The 19,064-nt window shown below is 49.3% G+C and carries 16 protein-coding genes; 4 read left to right on the top strand and 12 right to left on the bottom strand.

The annotated features are described in order from the left end of the window. The first annotated feature begins 48 nt into the window (after positions 1-48). Positions 49-1,641 carry a sodium/proton antiporter NhaB gene (gene nhaB / locus PJI16_07500; protein MDT3777403.1) on the top strand — a complete coding sequence of 531 codons (1,593 nt, stop codon included), beginning with the start codon at positions 49-51 and terminating at the stop codon, positions 1,639-1,641. Between the two features lie 151 nt (positions 1,642-1,792). On the opposite strand, the gene PJI16_07495 is transcribed toward nhaB, so the two are convergent. From PJI16_07495 to PJI16_07445, 11 genes are all read right to left on the bottom strand, one after another. After that, positions 1,793-2,872 (bottom strand): OmpA family protein, encoded by a 1,080-nt coding sequence (locus PJI16_07495; protein ID MDT3777402.1) that lies wholly within the window; start codon positions 2,870-2,872, stop codon positions 1,793-1,795. 469 nt (positions 2,873-3,341) lie between these two features. Beyond that, complete coding sequence (locus tag PJI16_07490) at positions 3,342-4,850, bottom strand: NADH-quinone oxidoreductase subunit M (protein MDT3777401.1); 1,509 nt, start codon at positions 4,848-4,850, stop codon at positions 3,342-3,344. 137 nt (positions 4,851-4,987) lie between these two features. Further along, the gene (locus PJI16_07485; protein ID MDT3777400.1) at positions 4,988-7,165 is read right to left on the bottom strand and encodes an NADH-quinone oxidoreductase subunit L; all 2,178 of its coding nucleotides are present in this window, start codon (positions 7,163-7,165) and stop codon (positions 4,988-4,990) included. A 29-nt stretch (positions 7,166-7,194) separates the two neighbouring features. Continuing rightward, positions 7,195-8,664 carry a proton-conducting transporter membrane subunit gene (locus PJI16_07480; GenBank protein MDT3777399.1) on the bottom strand — a complete coding sequence of 490 codons (1,470 nt, stop codon included), beginning with the start codon at positions 8,662-8,664 and terminating at the stop codon, positions 7,195-7,197. Next, the gene (locus tag PJI16_07475; GenBank protein MDT3777398.1) at positions 8,661-9,041 is read right to left on the bottom strand and encodes a cation:proton antiporter subunit C; all 381 of its coding nucleotides are present in this window, start codon (positions 9,039-9,041) and stop codon (positions 8,661-8,663) included. Before PJI16_07475 ends, PJI16_07480 begins: the two co-directional genes overlap by 4 nt. Then, positions 9,031-9,480 (bottom strand): MnhB domain-containing protein, encoded by a 450-nt coding sequence (locus PJI16_07470; protein ID MDT3777397.1) that lies wholly within the window; start codon positions 9,478-9,480, stop codon positions 9,031-9,033. Before PJI16_07470 ends, PJI16_07475 begins: the two co-directional genes overlap by 11 nt. Next, a complete protein-coding gene (locus PJI16_07465) occupies positions 9,477-10,010 on the bottom strand; it encodes a DUF4040 domain-containing protein (GenBank protein MDT3777396.1) in 534 nt (177 codons plus the stop codon). Before PJI16_07465 ends, PJI16_07470 begins: the two co-directional genes overlap by 4 nt. Further along, positions 10,007-10,306 (bottom strand): monovalent cation/H(+) antiporter subunit G, encoded by a 300-nt coding sequence (mnhG, locus tag PJI16_07460; GenBank protein MDT3777395.1) that lies wholly within the window; start codon positions 10,304-10,306, stop codon positions 10,007-10,009. The genes PJI16_07465 and mnhG overlap by 4 nt, the downstream gene beginning before the upstream one ends. Next, the gene (locus PJI16_07455) at positions 10,307-10,573 is read right to left on the bottom strand and encodes a monovalent cation/H+ antiporter complex subunit F (protein ID MDT3777394.1); all 267 of its coding nucleotides are present in this window, start codon (positions 10,571-10,573) and stop codon (positions 10,307-10,309) included. It lies immediately after the preceding gene. Further along, positions 10,573-11,064: a Na+/H+ antiporter subunit E gene (locus PJI16_07450; protein MDT3777393.1), complete on the bottom strand. Its 492-nt coding sequence runs from the start codon at positions 11,062-11,064 to the stop codon at positions 10,573-10,575. Before PJI16_07450 ends, PJI16_07455 begins: the two co-directional genes overlap by 1 nt. A 478-nt stretch (positions 11,065-11,542) precedes the next feature. Next, positions 11,543-14,569: a DUF2309 domain-containing protein gene (locus PJI16_07445; GenBank protein MDT3777392.1), complete on the bottom strand. Its 3,027-nt coding sequence runs from the start codon at positions 14,567-14,569 to the stop codon at positions 11,543-11,545. Between the two features lie 518 nt (positions 14,570-15,087). Here PJI16_07445 and PJI16_07440 point away from each other — a divergent pair. Together PJI16_07440 and PJI16_07435 are read left to right on the top strand one after the other, a co-directional pair. Continuing rightward, a complete protein-coding gene (locus PJI16_07440) occupies positions 15,088-15,459 on the top strand; it encodes a DUF2294 domain-containing protein (protein ID MDT3777391.1) in 372 nt (123 codons plus the stop codon). A 184-nt stretch (positions 15,460-15,643) separates the two neighbouring features. Continuing rightward, positions 15,644-16,297 (top strand): hypothetical protein, encoded by a 654-nt coding sequence (locus PJI16_07435; GenBank protein MDT3777390.1) that lies wholly within the window; start codon positions 15,644-15,646, stop codon positions 16,295-16,297. A 346-nt stretch (positions 16,298-16,643) separates the two neighbouring features. Here PJI16_07435 and PJI16_07430 read toward each other — a convergent pair whose 3' ends face one another. Beyond that, the gene (locus PJI16_07430; protein ID MDT3777389.1) at positions 16,644-18,218 is read right to left on the bottom strand and encodes a di-heme oxidoredictase family protein; all 1,575 of its coding nucleotides are present in this window, start codon (positions 18,216-18,218) and stop codon (positions 16,644-16,646) included. A 443-nt stretch (positions 18,219-18,661) separates the two neighbouring features. Between PJI16_07430 and PJI16_07425 the strand changes: the two genes are divergently transcribed. Then, positions 18,662-19,048: a hypothetical protein gene (locus PJI16_07425; protein ID MDT3777388.1), complete on the top strand. Its 387-nt coding sequence runs from the start codon at positions 18,662-18,664 to the stop codon at positions 19,046-19,048. Positions 19,049-19,064 lie beyond the last annotated feature (16 nt).

The following is a 19,064-nucleotide window of genomic DNA, read 5'->3' as shown; positions in this document are numbered from 1 at the left end:
AGTCAGACTCCATCTGGGACCACCGGTCCGAAAGGTCACCTAACTGAAATGAAAACGACAGTCCCTCAGGCGCTCATACAGAATTTCTTGAACCACACTCCAACCTGGTACAAGCTGACTATCCTGGGATTTTTAATCCTCAATCCCATTTTATTAATGAGCATTGGTTCCTTTTTCACCGGGTGGGTGCTCATCCTGGAATTTATCTTTACCTTAGCCCTGGCTCTCAAAAGTTATCCGCTACAACCCGGTGGCTTGCTCGCACTTGAAGCTGTCCTATTGGGGATGACCACTCCGGCAACGGTCTATCATGAAGCACTCAATAATTTCCAAGTGATCCTGCTATTGATTTTCATGGTGGCCGGGATCTACTTCATGAAAGATTTACTCCTGTTTCTGTTTACCAAAATTTTATTGGGCGTCCGTTCAAAAGTTTTATTGGGACTCTTGTTTTCCATTATGGGTGCCTTTCTTTCGGCATTCCTCGATGCCTTGACGGTCACAGCAGTCATCATTGCCGTCGCGTTGGGTTTCTATAACATTTACCACAGGGTGGCCTCCGGCAAATCGTCGCAGACCTCTTATGATTCGACAAGCGATCATGAGATCGACTCTCTCCACCGTGAAAATTTAGACAATTTCCGAGGCTTCCTTCGCAATTTATTAATGCACGGAGCGGTTGGAACAGCCTTGGGCGGAGTCTGTACTCTTGTAGGTGAACCCCAAAATTTATTAATCGCGGACAAAGCGGGCTGGGAATTTCTGGAGTTCTTTTTGCGCATGGCCCCCGTGACGCTTCCTGTTCTGGCCACAGGATTGTTCACCTGCATCATCGTTGAGAAATTACGATGGTTTGATTATGGCTTTCAACTCCCAGATCCCGTTCGCCTCATCTTGGTGGAATTCGAGACCGAGCAACAGAAACGACGAGATTCCGCGGACACGGCGAAGCTTATCATTCAAGCCATTGCGGGCATTTGGTTGATTTTTGCCTTAGCCTTTCACCTGGCGGAGGTCGGAATTATCGGACTCACGGTGATCGTGTTCATTACCGCCTTTAACGGGATTATCGATGAGCATCAACTTGGAGAAGCGTTCAAGGAAGCGCTTCCCTTCACGGCGCTCCTCGTGGTTTTTTTCGCCATTGTGGCCGTGATCCAGGACCAGAACCTGTTTTCGGGCATTATCGGCTATGGATTAAGCTTGGAGGGATCGCATCAAATCGGCATGTTTTATCTGGCCAATGGCATTCTTTCGGCCATCAGCGACAATGTCTTTGTTGCGACGGTTTATGTCCAGGAAGTGCTCCGCGCCTACCAGGCGGGCACCATTACCCGTGACCAATTTGACCTTTTGGCCGTTGCCATCAATACCGGCACGAATATTCCCAGTGTGGCGACGCCAAACGGACAGGCCGCATTTTTATTTTTACTCACCTCTTCACTCGCTCCGGTTATCCGTTTATCATATGGGAAAATGGTCTGGATGGCGCTTCCCTATACGTTGACCATGGCGAGCGTCGGTCTGTTTGCCGTGTATTTTTTATTAGATCCGGCGACAGCATATCTCTACGACACCGGACTCCTCCAACATCATAGCCCGAGTAGCTCCGGCAATCCCACAGAACCGGCAGTCCATTAGTTGTTGGAAAGATCCGATAGTGGCAGGGGAGAAGAAACTCCATCTCTGCTGCAAGGCTGACCAACGACTCCGCAGGGAGGAGAAAAGGGATGTGAAGGCTCAGAAGCACCACTTCTGAAGCCATATCGACTATTGTGGTTCCCGGCTTGTATTACCGGGCCAGCGTTGCAACAGTTTCATTACCCTGAACGACCCGTTCCGGGTACAGAACAATTTCCACACGACGATTTTGCGCTCTCCCCTCCTCGGTCTCATTGGTCATCACCGGTCGCCTATCCGCATAGCCCGTCGCTGAGAATTGGTTGGGATCCATGCCGGTTTGCTCAATCAGATACCGCAATACCGTGGTAGCCCGGGCGGTTGAAAGTTCCCAATTCGTGGGATATTGTTTTTGCAGCTGTCCATAAATGCGGTGGTTGTCCGTGTGGCCTTCAACTTGGATGTTTTTCCCTGGCAAGGTCGCTAACACCTGGCCCACCTGTTTCATGATTGTAAGCCCCAGAGGAGTCAAATCCGCCTCACCGGATTCAAAGAGGACTTGACCCAGCATGGTCAACACCAATCGATCATGGTGTTGAGTCACCACAAGACTTTTGCCAAATTTGTCCTCAAGCGCTTTGGTAATGCGATCGATCTCTTCTCCGACTGTGAGCACTTCATACTTGACCTTCGCCAGTTGCGCTTCCTGAGCCTCTCGAGCTTTTTTGACCAATTCCAACTCATGTTTTAACCGTTCCACTTCCTTGAGCCTAGCTTCCAAAGCCGAAAGCTCCTTCTCCAACAGACTATTCTCTTCACGAAGGTGAGACACCTGGCCAATTTGCCCATCCAAACCCGACCTGATCCTTGAAAGTGCTGCCCTCAAATCTTGGAAATCCACCGGCTCTCCCCCGAAAAAATGATCCGGGAGAGAACCGACTCCTTCCGTGTTTCCGAGTTTCCGGATTTGGGTATACAGCGCTTCGACTTCTTGTTGAACCGCGGCTAGTTGTTCTTCTTTTATTTGATCTTGCACCTCAACGGTATGCTCGAGGGCCATCTTGGTTTCTTGAAGCTGCATGACTTCAGTTTGCTTCTCTTCAACAGCCTGCTGCAACCGTTCAAGTTCCACGGCGGTGGACTCTTGGCTCTTTTCGTATTCTTGAAGAGCACGTTCATGTGATTGCTGACTCACACACCCGACCACACCCGTACACGCCACTGCCACAAGTAAAACATTGATCAGTTTCATGGTCTGCTCCTCCACGTTTACCGCCCCTCCTCACCTCAATTTCTCTGCAATCAATGAAACCTGAGGATTCAAGACTGATTGGTACGCATTGGTCTAAATTGATTCGATCTACTTTTCTGGGTACGACACTCATCCTTCCTCTAGTGACTGGAAGGTGCCTCCACCCCCCAAGAGAGCAGAGAAGATTATTCTCGGCATTTTTGACAGGCCACTTGAGAAAACGGCAAGAACACTGTGAAATTTTGGCAAAAACGTCAGAATGGCCTGTCAACATCAAGGTCCACAACTGAGTCTGCGTCAATTCCCAGGGGATTTAGGAGGAAAGATGAAGGGGAAAAATATTGGCAAGAAGGGATTCGGGGATAAAAGAAGTCTGATGGTCATCCCTCGGGGTCACCAACCGAGAAATCTACCAACAGGAGCTTTTCGGAGGATTAATCTTTGTCGCGCCTGCTGCCAGTTAAGTCTTTTACCGAATGGCCACCTCATGGATCATCCCCACCTGATACTGTGCCATATGCTGAGCCAAGTGCGTGACGCTCGAATCCATCATTTCCATAAGTGGTGACGGGTACAAACCGATCCCCAAGATTAATACCGCAAGAGGGATCACCGTGGCCAGCTCACGCATACTGAGATCCGGTAGTTGTGCGATGGTGGAATTTTTTGGTTGTCCCAACACCACCCGCTGGAGCATCCAGAGCATATACGCCGCCGCGAGGACAATGCCCCCCATGGACAACAACACCATGACATAGCTTTCAAAAGACGTTCCGACCAAGACCAAAAATTCACCAATAAAATTACATGTGCCAGGCAGTCCGAAAGATGCCACTGAAAACAGGCAAAAAAGTGCCACAAATCTAGGCATCGATTTTTGCAATCCTCCGTAATCCTGAATCGAACGGCTATGGGTCCGATCATACAATTGACCGACAGCCAAAAAGAGGGCTCCTGTGGTTATTCCATGGTTCACCATCTGCAAGATGGCTCCTTGAATACCATGGTTATTGAACACGAAAATTCCCAATGTCACGAATCCCATATGCGAAATGGACGAATACGCCACCAGCTTTTTCAGGTCCGATTGGGCCAAGGCCATATACCCCCCATACACAATAGCCGCCACGGATAACCACAGGATAAACGGGGCAAAGGTCACTGAGGCTTCAGGAAACATAGGGAGACAAAATCGTAAAAAGCCATATCCACCCATTTTCAAGAGCACCCCAGCCAGCAGGACGCTTCCGGCGGTGGGAGCTTCGGAATGGGCATCCGGTAGCCATGTGTGAAAAGGCAGCATGGGTAATTTAATGGCAAAGGCCAGGAAGAACGCCAAAAATATCCAAAACTGGGCGTCGGGGGAATAGGTCTTCTCCGCCAACGCTAAAATATCGAATGTCCGCCCTCCTTCCACATACAACCCGAGTATCGCCAAGAGTAAAATCAGGCTTCCCGACAAACTGTACAAGACGAATTTGATGCCGGCGGCTATGCGCTGGGGGCCACCCCATAGAATGATCATGAAATACATGGGAATCATGGTGACTTCCCACAACATGAAGAACAAAAACAGATCCAGAGCGGTAAAGACGACGATCATGGCCCCTTCGACCAACAGAATCATCGCCATAAAGGAGCGTACACGGGTAGTGATCGATTGCCAGGAACAGAGCACGCAAAACGGGCAGAGCAAAGTCGTGAGTAAAACCAGGAGAAGACTAATCCCATCCACACCGACAGCATATTGAATATTAAAGGTCGGCATCCATGCCATCCGCTCCACGAATTGCATGCCTTGAATGGAAAAATCGAACTCTTTTAATAGCACCAATGAGAGAGCACCATCCCCCATGGTACACCCGAGAGCCACGCGCCGAATCCATTCCTGATTCTGAATACAGGCGATAATCGCAATGCCCACAAACGGGACGGCAATCATGACACTCAAAAGATGTTCAATAAAGATTGTGTTCATAGTCTCCCCTTCATGAAATGCCGATCATGACACCACCAAAACATGAAAGACGTCCTATCGCTTTTTTTAAACCCAGAGTCCTTGTTTGTTCATGCCGAACGCGTCTTCCCCACATTGCTGAAAAACCCCCTGTTGAATCACACAACAAGCCAAAATAATAGCCCAATGCCTAAAATGAGCCAGAAAATCATGACCAGTAAGTGGTGCTGTAATGTGCGGGGTTCCAATTCCCGCATCAAATTCCCGGTAGTCTCTGCTTGATTCCCGGCACGATTTACATTCTTGTCGAGAACTTTGATCTCGATACTTTTCCATAGCCAGTCGGCGATACCAAGGCTACGTTGACCGATACCTACCACGACCCGATCGACACCTCGAAGATCCACCACCCGCCAGAGCCACCCGGCAATTCCTACGCTGTTTCGACCTAAACCCACCACCAGCCCGTCAATTCCGCGAAGGTCCACCACCCGCCACATCCACTTCGCCGCCAACACCGACACATTCGCGATTCCCATGATCAGGGCGTCAAACACTTTCCGGTCGACAACCCGCCATAGCCATCGGGCAAACCAGATAGTGGGCGCCACAACAAAGGCTTCATACATTTCGTCAAAATACAATTTATTCAGGAAATGGACATACCAGCGCTTGCCCATTTCTGATTGTTGAAACCAGGATCCGGAAAATTTTGTCATGGAAAAGAACCCAACCACGATACCGCATACAGCAACGGCAAAAGCTAGAATACCTTGCAAGCCAGGCCCACTCGAAGATTTTTCTGGTATATACGGCATCCGATGTCCCACGACCGGGGATAGAAATTCGGCAAACCAACTCCATAAGATCAGTAATAGGCTCCCGACAATTCCAATGATCGCCAAGATTCCCAGAAGATGAATGGGGGAAAAGAAACGAGGCTTCATGGCCTGGCTTCCCATTCCATCTTCACGTGCGGTGGATAGAGGTTGATTAAACAACAACAGAGCACCGCGCATGACATACATGGCGGAAAAAAATACCGTCAAAAGCCCCAGTATCCAAAAGGTCCATTGGCCTGAGGACCCCGGTTGAATCATCCACAATTGCTCATATGGTCCGAAAAAAATAAGGAAGGGGGGGAAACAGGCTAACACCAATGCCCCTGATACGATTGGCCACAAGGAATGGTTCGAGGACACATGTGGGGAAAATGAAGTTGGTTCATGTCCATGAGAACCAACCACACGAAGCGCATTTCCCGTCGATAAAAATAAAAATCCCTTCAAACAGCCATGGGCCAGCATATGGAAAATAGATAACACAAAAGCCCCGACTCCACAGGTCATGATCATAAAACCGATTTGACCAATCGTGGAAAACGCCAGCATGCGTTTAATGTCCACCTGAGTCAGGGAGACCAGAGTCGCAAAAATGGCCGTGAGGCCCCCAATTACCGCAATGACAGTCATGGCATCAGGCGAAAGTATCACGAGGGGACTCATGCGAACCAACAAGAAGGGCCCCGCATTCACCATGGTCGCGGCGTGAATCAAAGCCGAAACTGGCGTAGGCGCTTCCATGGCAAAGGGTAGCCAGACGTGAAATGGCATTTGTGCGGATTTTCCCATGGCACCCAAGAATAAAAAGAGTGTAATGAGCGTGATGATATGAATCGGGAAGTCCAACCCGATCCAGCCGAACAGGTTGATGGTGTTTCCCTGTATGGATGGGGCTTCCGCTAAAATCGTCTGGATATCCAATGTTCCAAAAGTGGAATAGCTCAGAATGACCCCGAAACCAAACCCCACATCCGCAACCGAATTCACGAGAAAGGCCTTGGTTGCCGCCTGAGCAGATGGCTGCCGCTCACCCCAATGAGAAATCAACAAATAGGAACAGATACCCATGATTTCCCAGAACACAAACATCATGAGCAGGTTATTGCTCATGACCAGCATGATCATCGAAAACGTAAACAACGCGATGACGGCAAAGAATCGGTTATACCGGGGATCGCCGATCATATAGCGGGACGCGTATACATGCACCACGCTGCTCACACCGGTCACCAAGAGCAGAAGCAACACGGTGAGTTGGTCGACATACAACCCCAAATCGACAACCAGGTCGCCAGAATGGATCAGGCGATAGAGAGGGATGGAAAAGGCCCCGTCGGTTGCCACTTGAGCAAACGCGATGATGGAACAAGCGAAGGAGAGGGCCATCGCCGGGATCCCGATTTTATGACCTTGCTCGCCTAGCCAGAGTTTCCCCAGCACGAGAATCAGAACGGCCATCAGAGGAAGGAGGGGAATAAGGATGAGGAATGCCATATCAGAAATACACCATATGCCCAATTCTCCTAAAGCCCAGGCGGAAGCGCATTCTTGAGGAGAAAGCTGACAATGTGATCGCTCATCACTCCCAACACAATGACCCCTACTGAGGTTGCGCCGAGACCAATTCGCACCGCCAACGGAATCTCACGTATGGGAAGAGGCTGCTGGGCGGACCGGTCCCGAAACAGCCGTTCAAACAATTTAGCGAAGTAGGCAAGAGTTAACAGAGTCGCAATCAGCACCGCGACAATGGCTAGGTAGTTCTGCGCTTCCACGGCGCCAAGAATAATATACCATTTTCCAAAAAATCCCCCTGTTGGAGGAATTCCGATCATCGACAGGGCTATGACCACCAGAGCAACCGACATCCATCCCGCTCCTCCTTGCAATCGCCCAAGATCCTCAATTGTGCGAACCCCATACAGGTGAATAATCGCCCCTGCCCAGAAAAACAAACCCGCCTGCATCACAGCATCATTCAAGAGATAAAACACTCCTCCGACAAAACCGGTTTGATTCCCAAGACTAATGCCCACCAGAATCAATCCGATATGCGAAAGCCCTCCATAGGCAAACATGCGTTTAATTTCTGTCTGGGACAAAGCCAGGAATGCGCCAACCAAAGCAGCAAGAGCGCCCAACACTCCCACTAAAAACAGAACGGGAATCCGGTAGACTACCGCATGGGCTCCGAGCACCCAAAACATGATACGGATCCATCCATAGAGGGCGACCTTGGTCACTAGCGAAGCCAGCATGGGTGATACGCGGTCCGGAGCATATGTGTAGGCATCCGGCAACCACCCGTGGAGCGGTACCAACGCCATCTTGATCCCCAGACCGATAAACATAAATAACACTCCGACAGCGATGGCCTTAGAGCCCACCAAGGGTGGCACCCGCTGCGCCAGATCCGCCATATTGAGCGTGCCCGTTTCAGCATATAAGTACCCTACCCCCAGGAGATACAGGGAAGCTCCGAACGTGCCTAGAATTAAATACCGGAATCCTGCGACAAGAGCTTTCCCACCAGCCAATCCAACCAAGGCATAGGCACACAAGGCGGATACTTCTAAAAAAACGAAAAGATTGAACAGATCTCCGGCAAACACCATGCCGATCAGACTGGCGATCAATAACAGGACCAGGGTATAAAAAGGGACAATCCGACTGCCGAGATAGGGAAATAATACCGAGCTGAGGAAGGTGATACATACCAACCCGACGAGACTTAAAGCCACAGTCATGATGCTGGCCAATCCGTCCGCCACCCACTCAATCCCAACCGGGGCCGCCCATCCCCCAAAGTCATAATGAATGGTCCCGTTTTGAAGAACTCCTGCCAGACTGGCGAATGAGACCGGGACCATGGCAGCCAGCACACCAATCGCTAATGGCCGGCACCACTCCCGACGCCTGACACCGATTAATGGTAGACAAATGGCCAAACCGAGAGGTAAGAGGAAAAGGATTACGGGAAGGTGTCGCGTCATTCCATCCTTTTGAGAATTTCTTCTTCGTCCAGGCTGCCGTATTTTTTATAAATGGCATCGGCCAGGGCCAAAGATACTCCCAGGGTGGCAACGCCCACGACAATCGCCGTCAATGTCAGAACATGAGGGAGAGGATTGGCGTAGACTTCCGGCTGAATAATCTCCGTAGTGGAGAGCAAAATAGGCACCGTAGCGTCTCGCTTGGCACTTGTCGTGACGAGAAAAAAAATCACACTTGTTTGCATGAGATACATCCCGATGAGTTTTTTCACCAGATTGTACCGGGTCACCATAATATAGATGCCCCACAGAAACAGAAGAACAAAGGCAATATAGTTGGGGCGCTGGAGCCACCCCCCAATCAACTCAAACATCATACTCCTGCTCAGTATCGTGATAGGCCAAGCTGAGAACAATAGAGATTCCGGTCACCGCCACGTCCACGGCCACCCCGATTTGTGCTAATAGAATCCCCATGTACCGACGTGCCGGAGCATCCAAACCCGGAATTTCCAAATTGGCATAGTTTAGAAATTCCCCACCTCCGATGAGACATAAACCACCCACTCCCACAAAAATAATCAATCCGATCCCATCGCCATGCAACACCTTTTCTACCAGACGCCCCTGAGGGGACTTCAGCCCAAACACCAAAAAGGCCAGGATCATACTGGTCGTCCAAATGACGCCAGCTACAAATCCTCCTCCCGGGCCGTACTGGCCGAAGAACAAGACATAAAAGGCAAATAACTGTGCCAGAGGAATGAGCAATCGACTCATGCTCTGAACAATGATGCTGTCATGGATCTGTTTCATGAGCCTGGCTCCCTTAATAACAACGCACAGGCAATGCCAGCCGTAAAAATCACCACGGTCTCAATCAACGTATCAAATGCCCGATAGTCCATCAGCACCGAGGTGACCACATTCGGCGTGAGCGTGTCCGCATAGCTATTCTGTAAGTACACAGGAGAAATATGCACGTTGGGCGGTGAGGTCGGGTCGCCAAACTGAGGAAGATCATTAGCCGCGAGTAACAACAGCAGGCCCAACAAGGGCAAGCCCAGCACTCCTGCCAGAGGAGGAGGGGGACGACGAAGGCGGCTATCTTTTGGAGCGGTATCAAACAGGGTGATGAGGAACAACACCGTGCCCAATCCAGCCCCAATAACCGCTTCCACAAATGCCACATCCACCGCACCCAGCCAAGCCCAAACTAGAGATAGGAAAAAACTATACGACCCGAGAATAAACACTGAACTCATCAATTCCTTGACCAAAAATGTTGCGCTGGCGGCCGTCAGGACCAGGAGTAACAGCAAAGCAATATTCACTGAATACATCATGGGTCTTCCTTCGTCTGAGGTTTGAGGCCTGCCCGATTGGCCGCTCGAATGGTGGCATGAGCAATGACGGGATTTAACAGGATGAGCAAGACCAGGACGACCAGGATCTTCAGCATATTGATCCCGAATCCCTGGTACAAAGCAAGGCCCGCAAGGACGCAAATGGCACCAAGGGAATCAGTCAGAGAGACCGCATGGGATCGCGTAAACACGTCGGGAAGGCGTAGTGTGCCAATTGCAGCTACAACTAAAAAAAACACCCCTACTAGAATTAACCCGATGGCAAGAACGACCATTTAGGGTGTCCCTCGTTGCTCAAGAAATTTGGCAATGGCAAATGCTCCAACTAAATTGAGAAGCGCATACCCCGTGGAGATATCCACGAACATTTCTACCCGGTCATAGACTGTTCCCATCACAACACCCAGAATGATGGCTTTGGTCGAAATTCCCGCTAACCCTAATACCCGATCAAACACGGTGGGACCCTGAATCACCCGGTATAGATACACGAGAATCAGAAAAGACAAAGTGATTAATAAAAACAGAAAAAAATCACGCATCAGTGATTCGTATCTTCCTGAAAGACCCAGGCGAGTTTACGCTCCATCCGGCCTGTCGTGAGGTCCTTTGCTGCTGTCCCATCTATCGCATGCACCAGAAGCGTATTGCCGTTGGCTTCAACGGTAATGGTGCCAGGCGTCAAGGTCACAGAATTTCCAAGCAGGACAATGGCACCCTTATGCTTTAAATGAGACTGATAGGTAATGAGTCTGGGACTAATGGGTAATGAGGGATTGAGAATGAGTTTCGTCAAGTGCAGACTACTCTCAACAATACGAAGAAAGAGCCAGGGGCTGTACAGAACCACACGAGCCCATGGGAAATTATGGAAGGGAGAATGAGGGAATCCCGTGTTTAACCACGCCACTCCACAAGATGCCATGAATCCAAGTACGAGGTGAAAATTGTCGTACTTCCCCGATAACACAAGCCAGACACTAAAAAGGGCCAAGGTGTTAGCGATAAACTGTTTCGGATAAGAAGACTTCATCCTGCGCTATTCTCAGACCAAAATCTAAACTCAATGAATCCGATTCGGTAAAAAAAAAGCCAACCATATGTTTTTCGAATGAGGTATTCAAAAAACCTGGTTGGCATGTACTGTCTCCAGCCTATCGGAACAAACAAAATGCTGGGAACCCTACGGCCATGATGCAAATGACATTTCGGAAAACCGGATGCTCCCACTCTCCCTACTTGGTCTGCGCCAAATACAAAGAGGAGCCTCATCCTTTTCAACAACCCACAAGCCTCTGACCTTATACCAGGCACCCTCTTCCATCCACAACTGCGAATCAAGGGAAGGGTTCGATCGGAGTCTTTTAGCCAGCCTTCTTAGGACAACTGGATCCTGTAGGTGGAACCGAAATCCCTGGGAAACAAACATCTCTCATCAGAGATGATGCGGGATTCGCTCTGCCATTCCAAGCACGGCAAACGTCCAAAAGACTTCCCTTCCCATCGCAAAATTATATTGTAGTCGTGACGGGTTCCCACGTTGAATCCGAGAGATAACGTGAAAATCCTTTGGAATCTGGATCAAACGCTATGACATTCATCCATTGGTTATGGAAGACATGTTGAAGCAATGTATGCTTCTGAATGATAGACCGGATTCGATCCGGCGGTGCCTCAATGATGGCGAGCAAGCGCATGGGTTCATGATAATGCCGCGCCCCATCGTTTACCGATTGAAGGGGAAGGCCTTTTTGCAGATCACTTTGACTCCCCAACATCACCCCAACTCCGCCAACCATATTGTGAATGACTTTGCTTCCACTCCCATAGGCCCAAGGATCCACCCCGGAAAAGTAATACGTTAAGCTAATCAATTCACCCACGATGAGGGGTGCGGTCATGATTTTTTCAAGAAGGCTTCCATCAAGATCGGATCCGGGATCGTAGGAATGCAAAAAAACTCTCCCTCCCAAATCCAGCCCCTTGGTAAGGGCCCGCCTTCCAATCAAAAAGGCAGCGTTCCCTGACAATCCCCATTCAGGACGAGAATTCGCCCAATCCATGCTCCGTTGCCTGACATGTTTAAACGCTTCATTGGGAGACACGGCTGTCGGAGCGCCGGGAATTCGTCCACATCGTTCCAATGCCTGATGTGTGCCAGCCTGCTCCAAGTCTCTCACCAACAGTCCTAATTCCTCTAAATGGATAGCAGGAACATCGACAAGGTCATACAACATCACTTGATCTGTGGTGGTGTTATGTTTGGCGGGAAGAAACCAGGTGTCCTCCGGAATAACCAGCCCATGATCGTTCAGAATCTGTCGGACCTCTGGATTATTGGCCATGGCCGAAAAGGCACGAGCATTCGGGTCACCATGACTGCCCCCACATGCCCCACAGTCCAGGGCCGCGTAATAGGGATTATTATCGGATTGGCTTCCATGACCGCAAACCATCACAAACCGTCCAAAATTTTTCGTGAGCCCGATCACACGCAATCCACCCTCCACAAAGGCCGCTTGCTCCAATGTGGTAAAACCTTGTGCCAGTTCTCCCACAGGGGGATTTTTATGTTCGTCATCACCTGAAGGCTCAACAGGAATGTGCGTGACAACGGTGCTCCCCAACCACTGGTGCAACCACTGTTTGATGGCATCGAAGGAGGTTCGAAAGAGTGTTTTTCCGACCAATCCAACACTAAAAAAGATTCCTAACACATCAATCAGCATAAAGGAGGCAAATGGATTGTGTTTCAGATCGTGAAAGAGGTGATGACTGAATTGATGCCATCTGGTTCCGGAAAGATAGCTCTTCACCCTTTCATGCTGCCCCATTCGGGGAACTTCGATCACTTCCGCTTTCGGTGTCAACAGAATTGGACACAATGCTAAGTGGTCGTGGCTATCAAATGCCACATGACTCATGGGCACCCCAAAAAATCCCGCATACCCAAATGTTTCATACGGTCCCTGAGCTTCAAGATGACGACGAAACGATTCTGAGCGGGCATCAATACAAAAAATCCCTTGCGCCCGAGGCCGTTGATTGCTAACGGGAGCCACAGCCTGATGTCCGCTGATGTTCCTCAGCAATGACTCACGATAGACGTCCTCATACGCTTCAAGCCATACCGGTCCATGTGAAGATTGGGGAAAGAGATCCAACCATTCCAATAAGGTTGACGTGTCGCTATAAGACAATTCGTGTACCTCAATTGGGGTCAGTTCCAAAAACTGAGCCAGGTGAAAAAGACGCCAAGCTTGATGGCACACCGCCTGATCATTAGCAACAGTGGCGTGAGAAGAAGAGAGACTCAACGCCTGTTCATGCGTACCCTGTTTGTTCCAATAGGCAAGGAGTCCAGGTAACGTCCCCTTGATGCCCCATTCCCGTTGGCAAAGTCCCTCCACCATTCCCGATTCATAAAAGAGCCGGACGGCCAGATATTGCAGAGGATCAATGGGGTAATGTTGCTGGGCGGGATACCCAGGATGGTCTCCACGCCAGCGAATAAACCCTGCCCAACCTGGCAATTGAGCCAGATGACGGCAGAGATACTCTTGCCAACGTTCCTTCGGGATATTGAGATTCTGCAGATGTTTGCACAACATCTCTTCCGGTACGTCGGATAATTCGCGAAACTTTTGTCGAAGATCGGGAATCCCGAGAAATTTGCCTGAGAGGTCCCCTTCGGCCAATTCTCGCCATGCAGCAAAAAACCCCTTATCTCTTGAAGGCATACTCCATCCCGCAACACCTTCGTCTACAAATGCCGCAATCCATTTGATCATGTGCGTATTAATGGTCTCAACCAGCGCGCTCCCCGTCTCACTGTCCAGCCAATCACTCAGCGTTCGGTCTTTAGGTAAGTCAACTGTGACAGAATGGGCCTCTTTTCCTGATAGATGGGAGCTCCGACCAAGGTCCGATGCATGGAAAGAACCCTCACCCGACACAGGGTCGAACAATTGGCAGGCCGCCAACGAACTTTTCCAGAGGTTGTGCAGATAGGCCGATTCCGGATCATGTCGGCACTTCTCGCACTCTCGAATAGTTCGGTTAATAATGGATGTTCGAGAATTCTCCGGAAGATCAGATCGAAATCGTGTGTTCAGACCTTCTAGTTCCAGTGTCCACGTCAGCAGCACAGCAGGTAAAATTTCAATCCCGTATATAGCATGAATGCGCCAGACATCTTGGACATGGATGCTACGGTCACCAACCTGCACAGTGGTTCGAGACGGCAGGGGAGGTCCTACGCGCCGAAGAGCCTGGTCAATGGCCGAAAGAGTGATTCGACCTTGATGAAAAAGTTGGCGATACTCTCCAACAGGCAGAAACCCCTTGGCACCCAACAACTGATTTGCGGCCTCGATCGCACGGGCAAATGGTAAATGCTCGAGGTCTCGAATGGGATTATAATAGGCAAATGATTTCATCGGCCAATATGGACCGATGGGCTGACACGCCTCATCAACGATGTCTCGAAGCCATTTCCAACTCTTCACGGATAAAGGATCTTGCTCAACCTTGTTCATTGCCCCATTTCCACTTTTTTTAGAGCACGGATGCCTACCATCCTCAAATCAAGTCATAGAGAAACCATTTGTGCTCTCACCGGATAAGATAACGGGAATCAGGGTGAATTGGCAGAGGGGAAAACCTGACAGGACCATACACCCAACTCATGAGAGATGTCAGTCAATTGTGCAGTACTCGATTAACTCAATTGACAATAAAAAAGCCAACCGAAGGACGCCCCCTTTTACTGTCTTCAGGAGTTCACCCGATTGGCTTATTCTATCGCTTTTCACTATCACATGGTGAATGATGCAGGCGATCCGACAAACCCGTTCTACGGTCAAATTCAAAAACAGCACAGAGACCACTCTGCTTGAACATTCGAGAAGAAGCCCTTCCTCTTCTTGACCTCACATCAGTTTTACGCTTATATCAGGGGGACAGGTTGTTCCTCAAGTTTCCGTGATTTTCTTCGGGAATGCGCAAACACCCGATTTTGAAGGGGAAGATCGCTCTTACCAGAAAGCATGACCGCATGAAACACACTGTCACACGAGGGGAAATGGAATCGGCAATTCGAAATGCCATTATTAAATTTGAGCAGGAATTCATGGGCCGCGGCCCCACCGATGTTCGAGCTTCTATACTCCGTGACACCATTCTCATTCGGCTCAAGGGCGTTCTTACGCCAGCTGAACGCCAGCTGGCCAAGAGTGAAGAAGGCATTGGAATGGTCAAGCAGATGCGCCAAAATCTCATTTCCCAAGGAAGAGAGCAACTGTGTCGGGAAATGTTGGAAATCACCGGAGCGGAAACGACTGCTTTATTTACAGATATCGATACCCGAATCGAAGAACGCATCATCGTCCTTACTTTAGATCGGGATTTGGAGGCAACCTTTCGCTGAAAACCATCGATTGAGAGATCAACCACCTTGCTATCTGTAAATGGCTGGGCTAATTGGACCGCTTTCTTGACTGAATTCACGACTCTTTCTGCGTTTCCATTCCTGGCCCATTTGGAGACAGAAATGTTTTACTCTTGACTTCTCAGAAATTTAGCTTATCTTTGAAGGTATGAATCCAGAACGCATGTTAACCCATGATGAGAAAAAAGCCTCCGAGGCGGCCTTTCGCGGATTGCCGATGAATGATTCATGGACGGATTCCGCCAAAGCCGTCTATGAAGGTCTTCTTCAAGCATTAGGGAAGACACCTTTGAGCGATCTCGCTCCTTTAGAAAAAGACGACACCGACTCCCAGAATAGATCTAACCTTTTACCTTCAGACCTCTCTGAATCATCCCAGTTAGCTCTTTCCCTGGGCTCAGGAGATATCCCTTCAGAATTTGAATCACTCCCTATTGGATCCCGCAAAGAAGCCATTGAATCTGGGATACTCAAAGATGTTACGACTATTGCGCAAAGCGTAGGGCTGGATTTCTGTGTGGGCATGACCAATCCGCTCTGGGACAAATACATTACACCTTCTCCAGATTATCCTGAAGAACTTATTCAAACACGCCTACGCGATACGCTGGTGGCTGTCCGCCTCCGGTTGGCCATCCTGAAAACACCAACTCCCCTGGTGGATGTTCCCATCTTGTTACAGTTTTCTCCTGAACCGACCCCTCAGCTCTGCCTCACCTTCGCACTCTTTCATAAGGATCCGGTTGATGGCGATTGCCTGCTCCTGATTCATCCAGGCGAGGTCTTCGCAACCCGCCAAGCATTTGAGAATAATTAACCCATTTTCCTCCCAGGTCTCTGAACATTCTTGAAGACAAGAAATGTCTTCTTTTAATTTCAAATCGATACGTGACGTGATTTTCGCCACCCGATAATTCTAAAAATAGTCCATCAGGATAGGGCTAGAACACACAGCAACGAGAGATGCGGCGAGAGACAAGGGAGGCGTGAGAAGCCACCTGGTTGAAATCCAGATGGTTTTCTTATCCCGTTCGATGTTGGATCGCACAAAAAAGAGAAAGACAATGGGAAACATCCCAAATTGCGAAAGAGGGTTCAAGCCCGTGACCTTACGGATCACGGGCTTGATTCCATTAGGCAGATAAGAATATAGAAAACTTCCTTTATTCCAAATCGCTAGGATTGTTGAATAACGCGGGCAAGGCTATATTTCCATGTCCATATTGCGGAAAATTCTGGGCTTGAGAATCGCCAGGATTTAAATTGGAAGCCGTATCGTCCGGTGGAAACAAAACCAGAGTCTGTAGAAAATCGATAATCTGCCCTTGCTGCTCCTCCGATAATCGGGCAAAGCGATCCCGTGCATCTTTCGCCTCTCCTCCATGCCGCATAATGACCGACCATAGATCGATACTCCGCCCGTCATGACCGTAAGGAGCAGTTGTACCTACTCCCCATAGTGGTTCGGTCATAAACTCCTTAGTCAAAGAACCATCAAAATTGCGCTCCCAATAGGTTGAGCCTAAGTCATGGCGTTTGAAATCCGCATAGATATTTTTGACGACAAAGCGCTTACCTTTGGGTTTTTTCACCGAAGGAGAACCCGAACCCTGGACTTCTTGGAACAAAGGAGTGGCCACGGCGAAAAGATCATTGAAAATCCCTCGTCGACGGTCATAAGTGGTTTCCACATCAGCCACACGACGATCTTTCTCAATGACTAAATTTTGGATATGACAGCTGGTGCATTGAATGTCTTGAAAGAGCCTCTGCCCCCTCTTGCTATCTTTCGTCTCACGCCCAATGGCGGGCTTAAAATAATTCAATAAATAGAACTCAAGATGGTCCACCAGGCTCACGGGCACTTCATTGGCAACCCCATCTCGATCCGAATCATCACTTTCACTGAAAGCCGGAGGCGTTTCGATGGTATCGGTCTTTCCGTTTAACACCATTCCCGATGGTGTGACCACTTCCTCACCGTCAGCAGCCTTTGCCAGATCGGGATCAAATGCCTCCATCCCCATTTCCCCATTCAATGCCCCCACCACAAATTCCCTGATGGAAATGGTGCCACCGTGATGAAAAAATGGCCGTACCCGCAAATCCGGATCGACACCTTCCAGGTGTGAGGGATCGACCGAACCGTCAGGATTGACTCTGATTTTTCCATAGGAAATGCCTTTACTCTTCAACGACACCTCCACGCCTCGTCCACCCTTGGCTCTGGCAATGGCCTGATCCCGGATTTTCCGAAGATCTTGGGTAATTTCATCTGCAAGCATTTCGATAAGCCCTAACCCGAATAAATGCGGGGCATCCCGACTATCCGGGCGGGTAAACACGTCCCCACCAAATCCTGCCGAGCTACGTGGACGTCCGTGGCAGGCTGCACAACTATCCGCTAAACCTGCGCCCAGCGAGGCATCGGCGCTTATATCTCCAAACCCGTCCCCATTGCGTGGGCCCATCCCTTGGGATATGGTGAATTTGCGTTGAAAAAGATTTCGACCACGACGAATCGAGCGGAACGGATCCCTGTTAATAATATATAGCGAGGAATCAGGAGTGTTGATATCTCCCCGGCCAGCCCCAATTTGCTGCTCCAAAGATTTCTTAATCCCTGCCTGCTCAGAATTAGGATGTTGAAAGATGTCGGTTTCCTGTGCCTGCGCTCCAGATAAAACTTTTACAAACGACATTGTGCCCAACACTAGGAACAAAAAGAACAGAGACATACCACTTCTCCCATTCTTTGACATAACGAAACTCTCTTTCCTGGGGGAAACTGTTGAAATTAATGCGGGGGAGGGGGAGGCGGACTTCTCTGACAGACACAATTAAAGTTAATCAGGGCGGCAGCGGACTGCTCCCTAACATGTGGAAAAAAATTTTCACCACTTAAAAAATAAATTAGACAAAAAAGACTTTACTGTTTATTTTTTGTACAACGGAAAAGATCGGAAGCAAATTCAATACCAGGATATAAAATATCAACATTACAGAACTTTACGTCGGTGAATTGGATTGGATTTAAGATTGTGAAATGTCATTCTTCGAAATTCCGTATGGTTCACCCTTCGGTTTCCATTCGCATACTTGATGAACGGTCGATACATTTTTGGTCCCGTAGATATCAGGGTCGCCATTTGCCAGAATTCTTTTGAAAGAGGAGAAAGCCTTGTCCGCCGAACCATCATCCTTTCACGAACCACCGCCCAATCCATTCGGGGGAAAAACGTTACTTGTGGACGCGAAGCGCCCAGGTAGCTTCACTTTACCCAGCGAAGCTCTCGCTCAAGCCCAAGAAGATGATCAAATATTCATTCGACCGGGGGTATATGAAGATCGGTTGGTAATGACTGAGCGAACCATCCATCTTGTCGGCGCCGGCCGGGACCTGGTCACGATATTCAATCGACGAAGCGGCCCTTGCTACCTTCAGCGAGTCTCTGGAGGAAACATTACCGGCATAACGTTTCGGTATGTGGGCAGCGACCAACATTCCGCACTGAATATTTTAGATTCGGAGAAGTGGACCCCGATTTCTGGACAGCTTGATAAGTGAAATTTCTGCTTTTCAT

It is taken from the genome of Nitrospira sp. MA-1, assembly GCA_032139905.1.
In the GTDB taxonomy this organism is placed as follows: domain Bacteria; phylum Nitrospirota; class Nitrospiria; order Nitrospirales; family UBA8639; genus Nitrospira_E.
This window is presented reverse-complemented; position numbering and strand designations above follow the sequence as displayed.

Coding starts and splice junctions, on each gene's coding strand:
- PJI16_07435 (MDT3777390.1), top strand. CDS start 15,644: ATGTTAACCCATGATGAGAAAAAAGCCTCCGAGGCGGCCTTTCGCGGA.
- nhaB (MDT3777403.1), top strand. CDS start 49: ATGAAAACGACAGTCCCTCAGGCGCTCATACAGAATTTCTTGAACCAC.
- PJI16_07455 (MDT3777394.1), bottom strand. CDS start 10,573: ATGCGTGATTTTTTTCTGTTTTTATTAATCACTTTGTCTTTTCTGATT.
- mnhG (MDT3777395.1), bottom strand. CDS start 10,306: ATGGTCGTTCTTGCCATCGGGTTAATTCTAGTAGGGGTGTTTTTTTTA.
- PJI16_07470 (MDT3777397.1), bottom strand. CDS start 9,480: ATGAAACAGATCCATGACAGCATCATTGTTCAGAGCATGAGTCGATTG.
- PJI16_07430 (MDT3777389.1), bottom strand. CDS start 18,218: ATGTCTCTGTTCTTTTTGTTCCTAGTGTTGGGCACAATGTCGTTTGTA.
- PJI16_07440 (MDT3777391.1), top strand. CDS start 15,088: ATGAAACACACTGTCACACGAGGGGAAATGGAATCGGCAATTCGAAAT.
- PJI16_07465 (MDT3777396.1), bottom strand. CDS start 10,010: ATGATGTATTCAGTGAATATTGCTTTGCTGTTACTCCTGGTCCTGACG.
- PJI16_07450 (MDT3777393.1), bottom strand. CDS start 11,064: ATGAAGTCTTCTTATCCGAAACAGTTTATCGCTAACACCTTGGCCCTT.
- PJI16_07475 (MDT3777398.1), bottom strand. CDS start 9,041: ATGATGTTTGAGTTGATTGGGGGGTGGCTCCAGCGCCCCAACTATATT.
- PJI16_07490 (MDT3777401.1), bottom strand. CDS start 4,850: ATGAACACAATCTTTATTGAACATCTTTTGAGTGTCATGATTGCCGTC.
- PJI16_07495 (MDT3777402.1), bottom strand. CDS start 2,872: ATGAAACTGATCAATGTTTTACTTGTGGCAGTGGCGTGTACGGGTGTG.
- PJI16_07480 (MDT3777399.1), bottom strand. CDS start 8,664: ATGACGCGACACCTTCCCGTAATCCTTTTCCTCTTACCTCTCGGTTTG.
- PJI16_07445 (MDT3777392.1), bottom strand. CDS start 14,569: ATGAACAAGGTTGAGCAAGATCCTTTATCCGTGAAGAGTTGGAAATGG.
- PJI16_07485 (MDT3777400.1), bottom strand. CDS start 7,165: ATGGCATTCCTCATCCTTATTCCCCTCCTTCCTCTGATGGCCGTTCTG.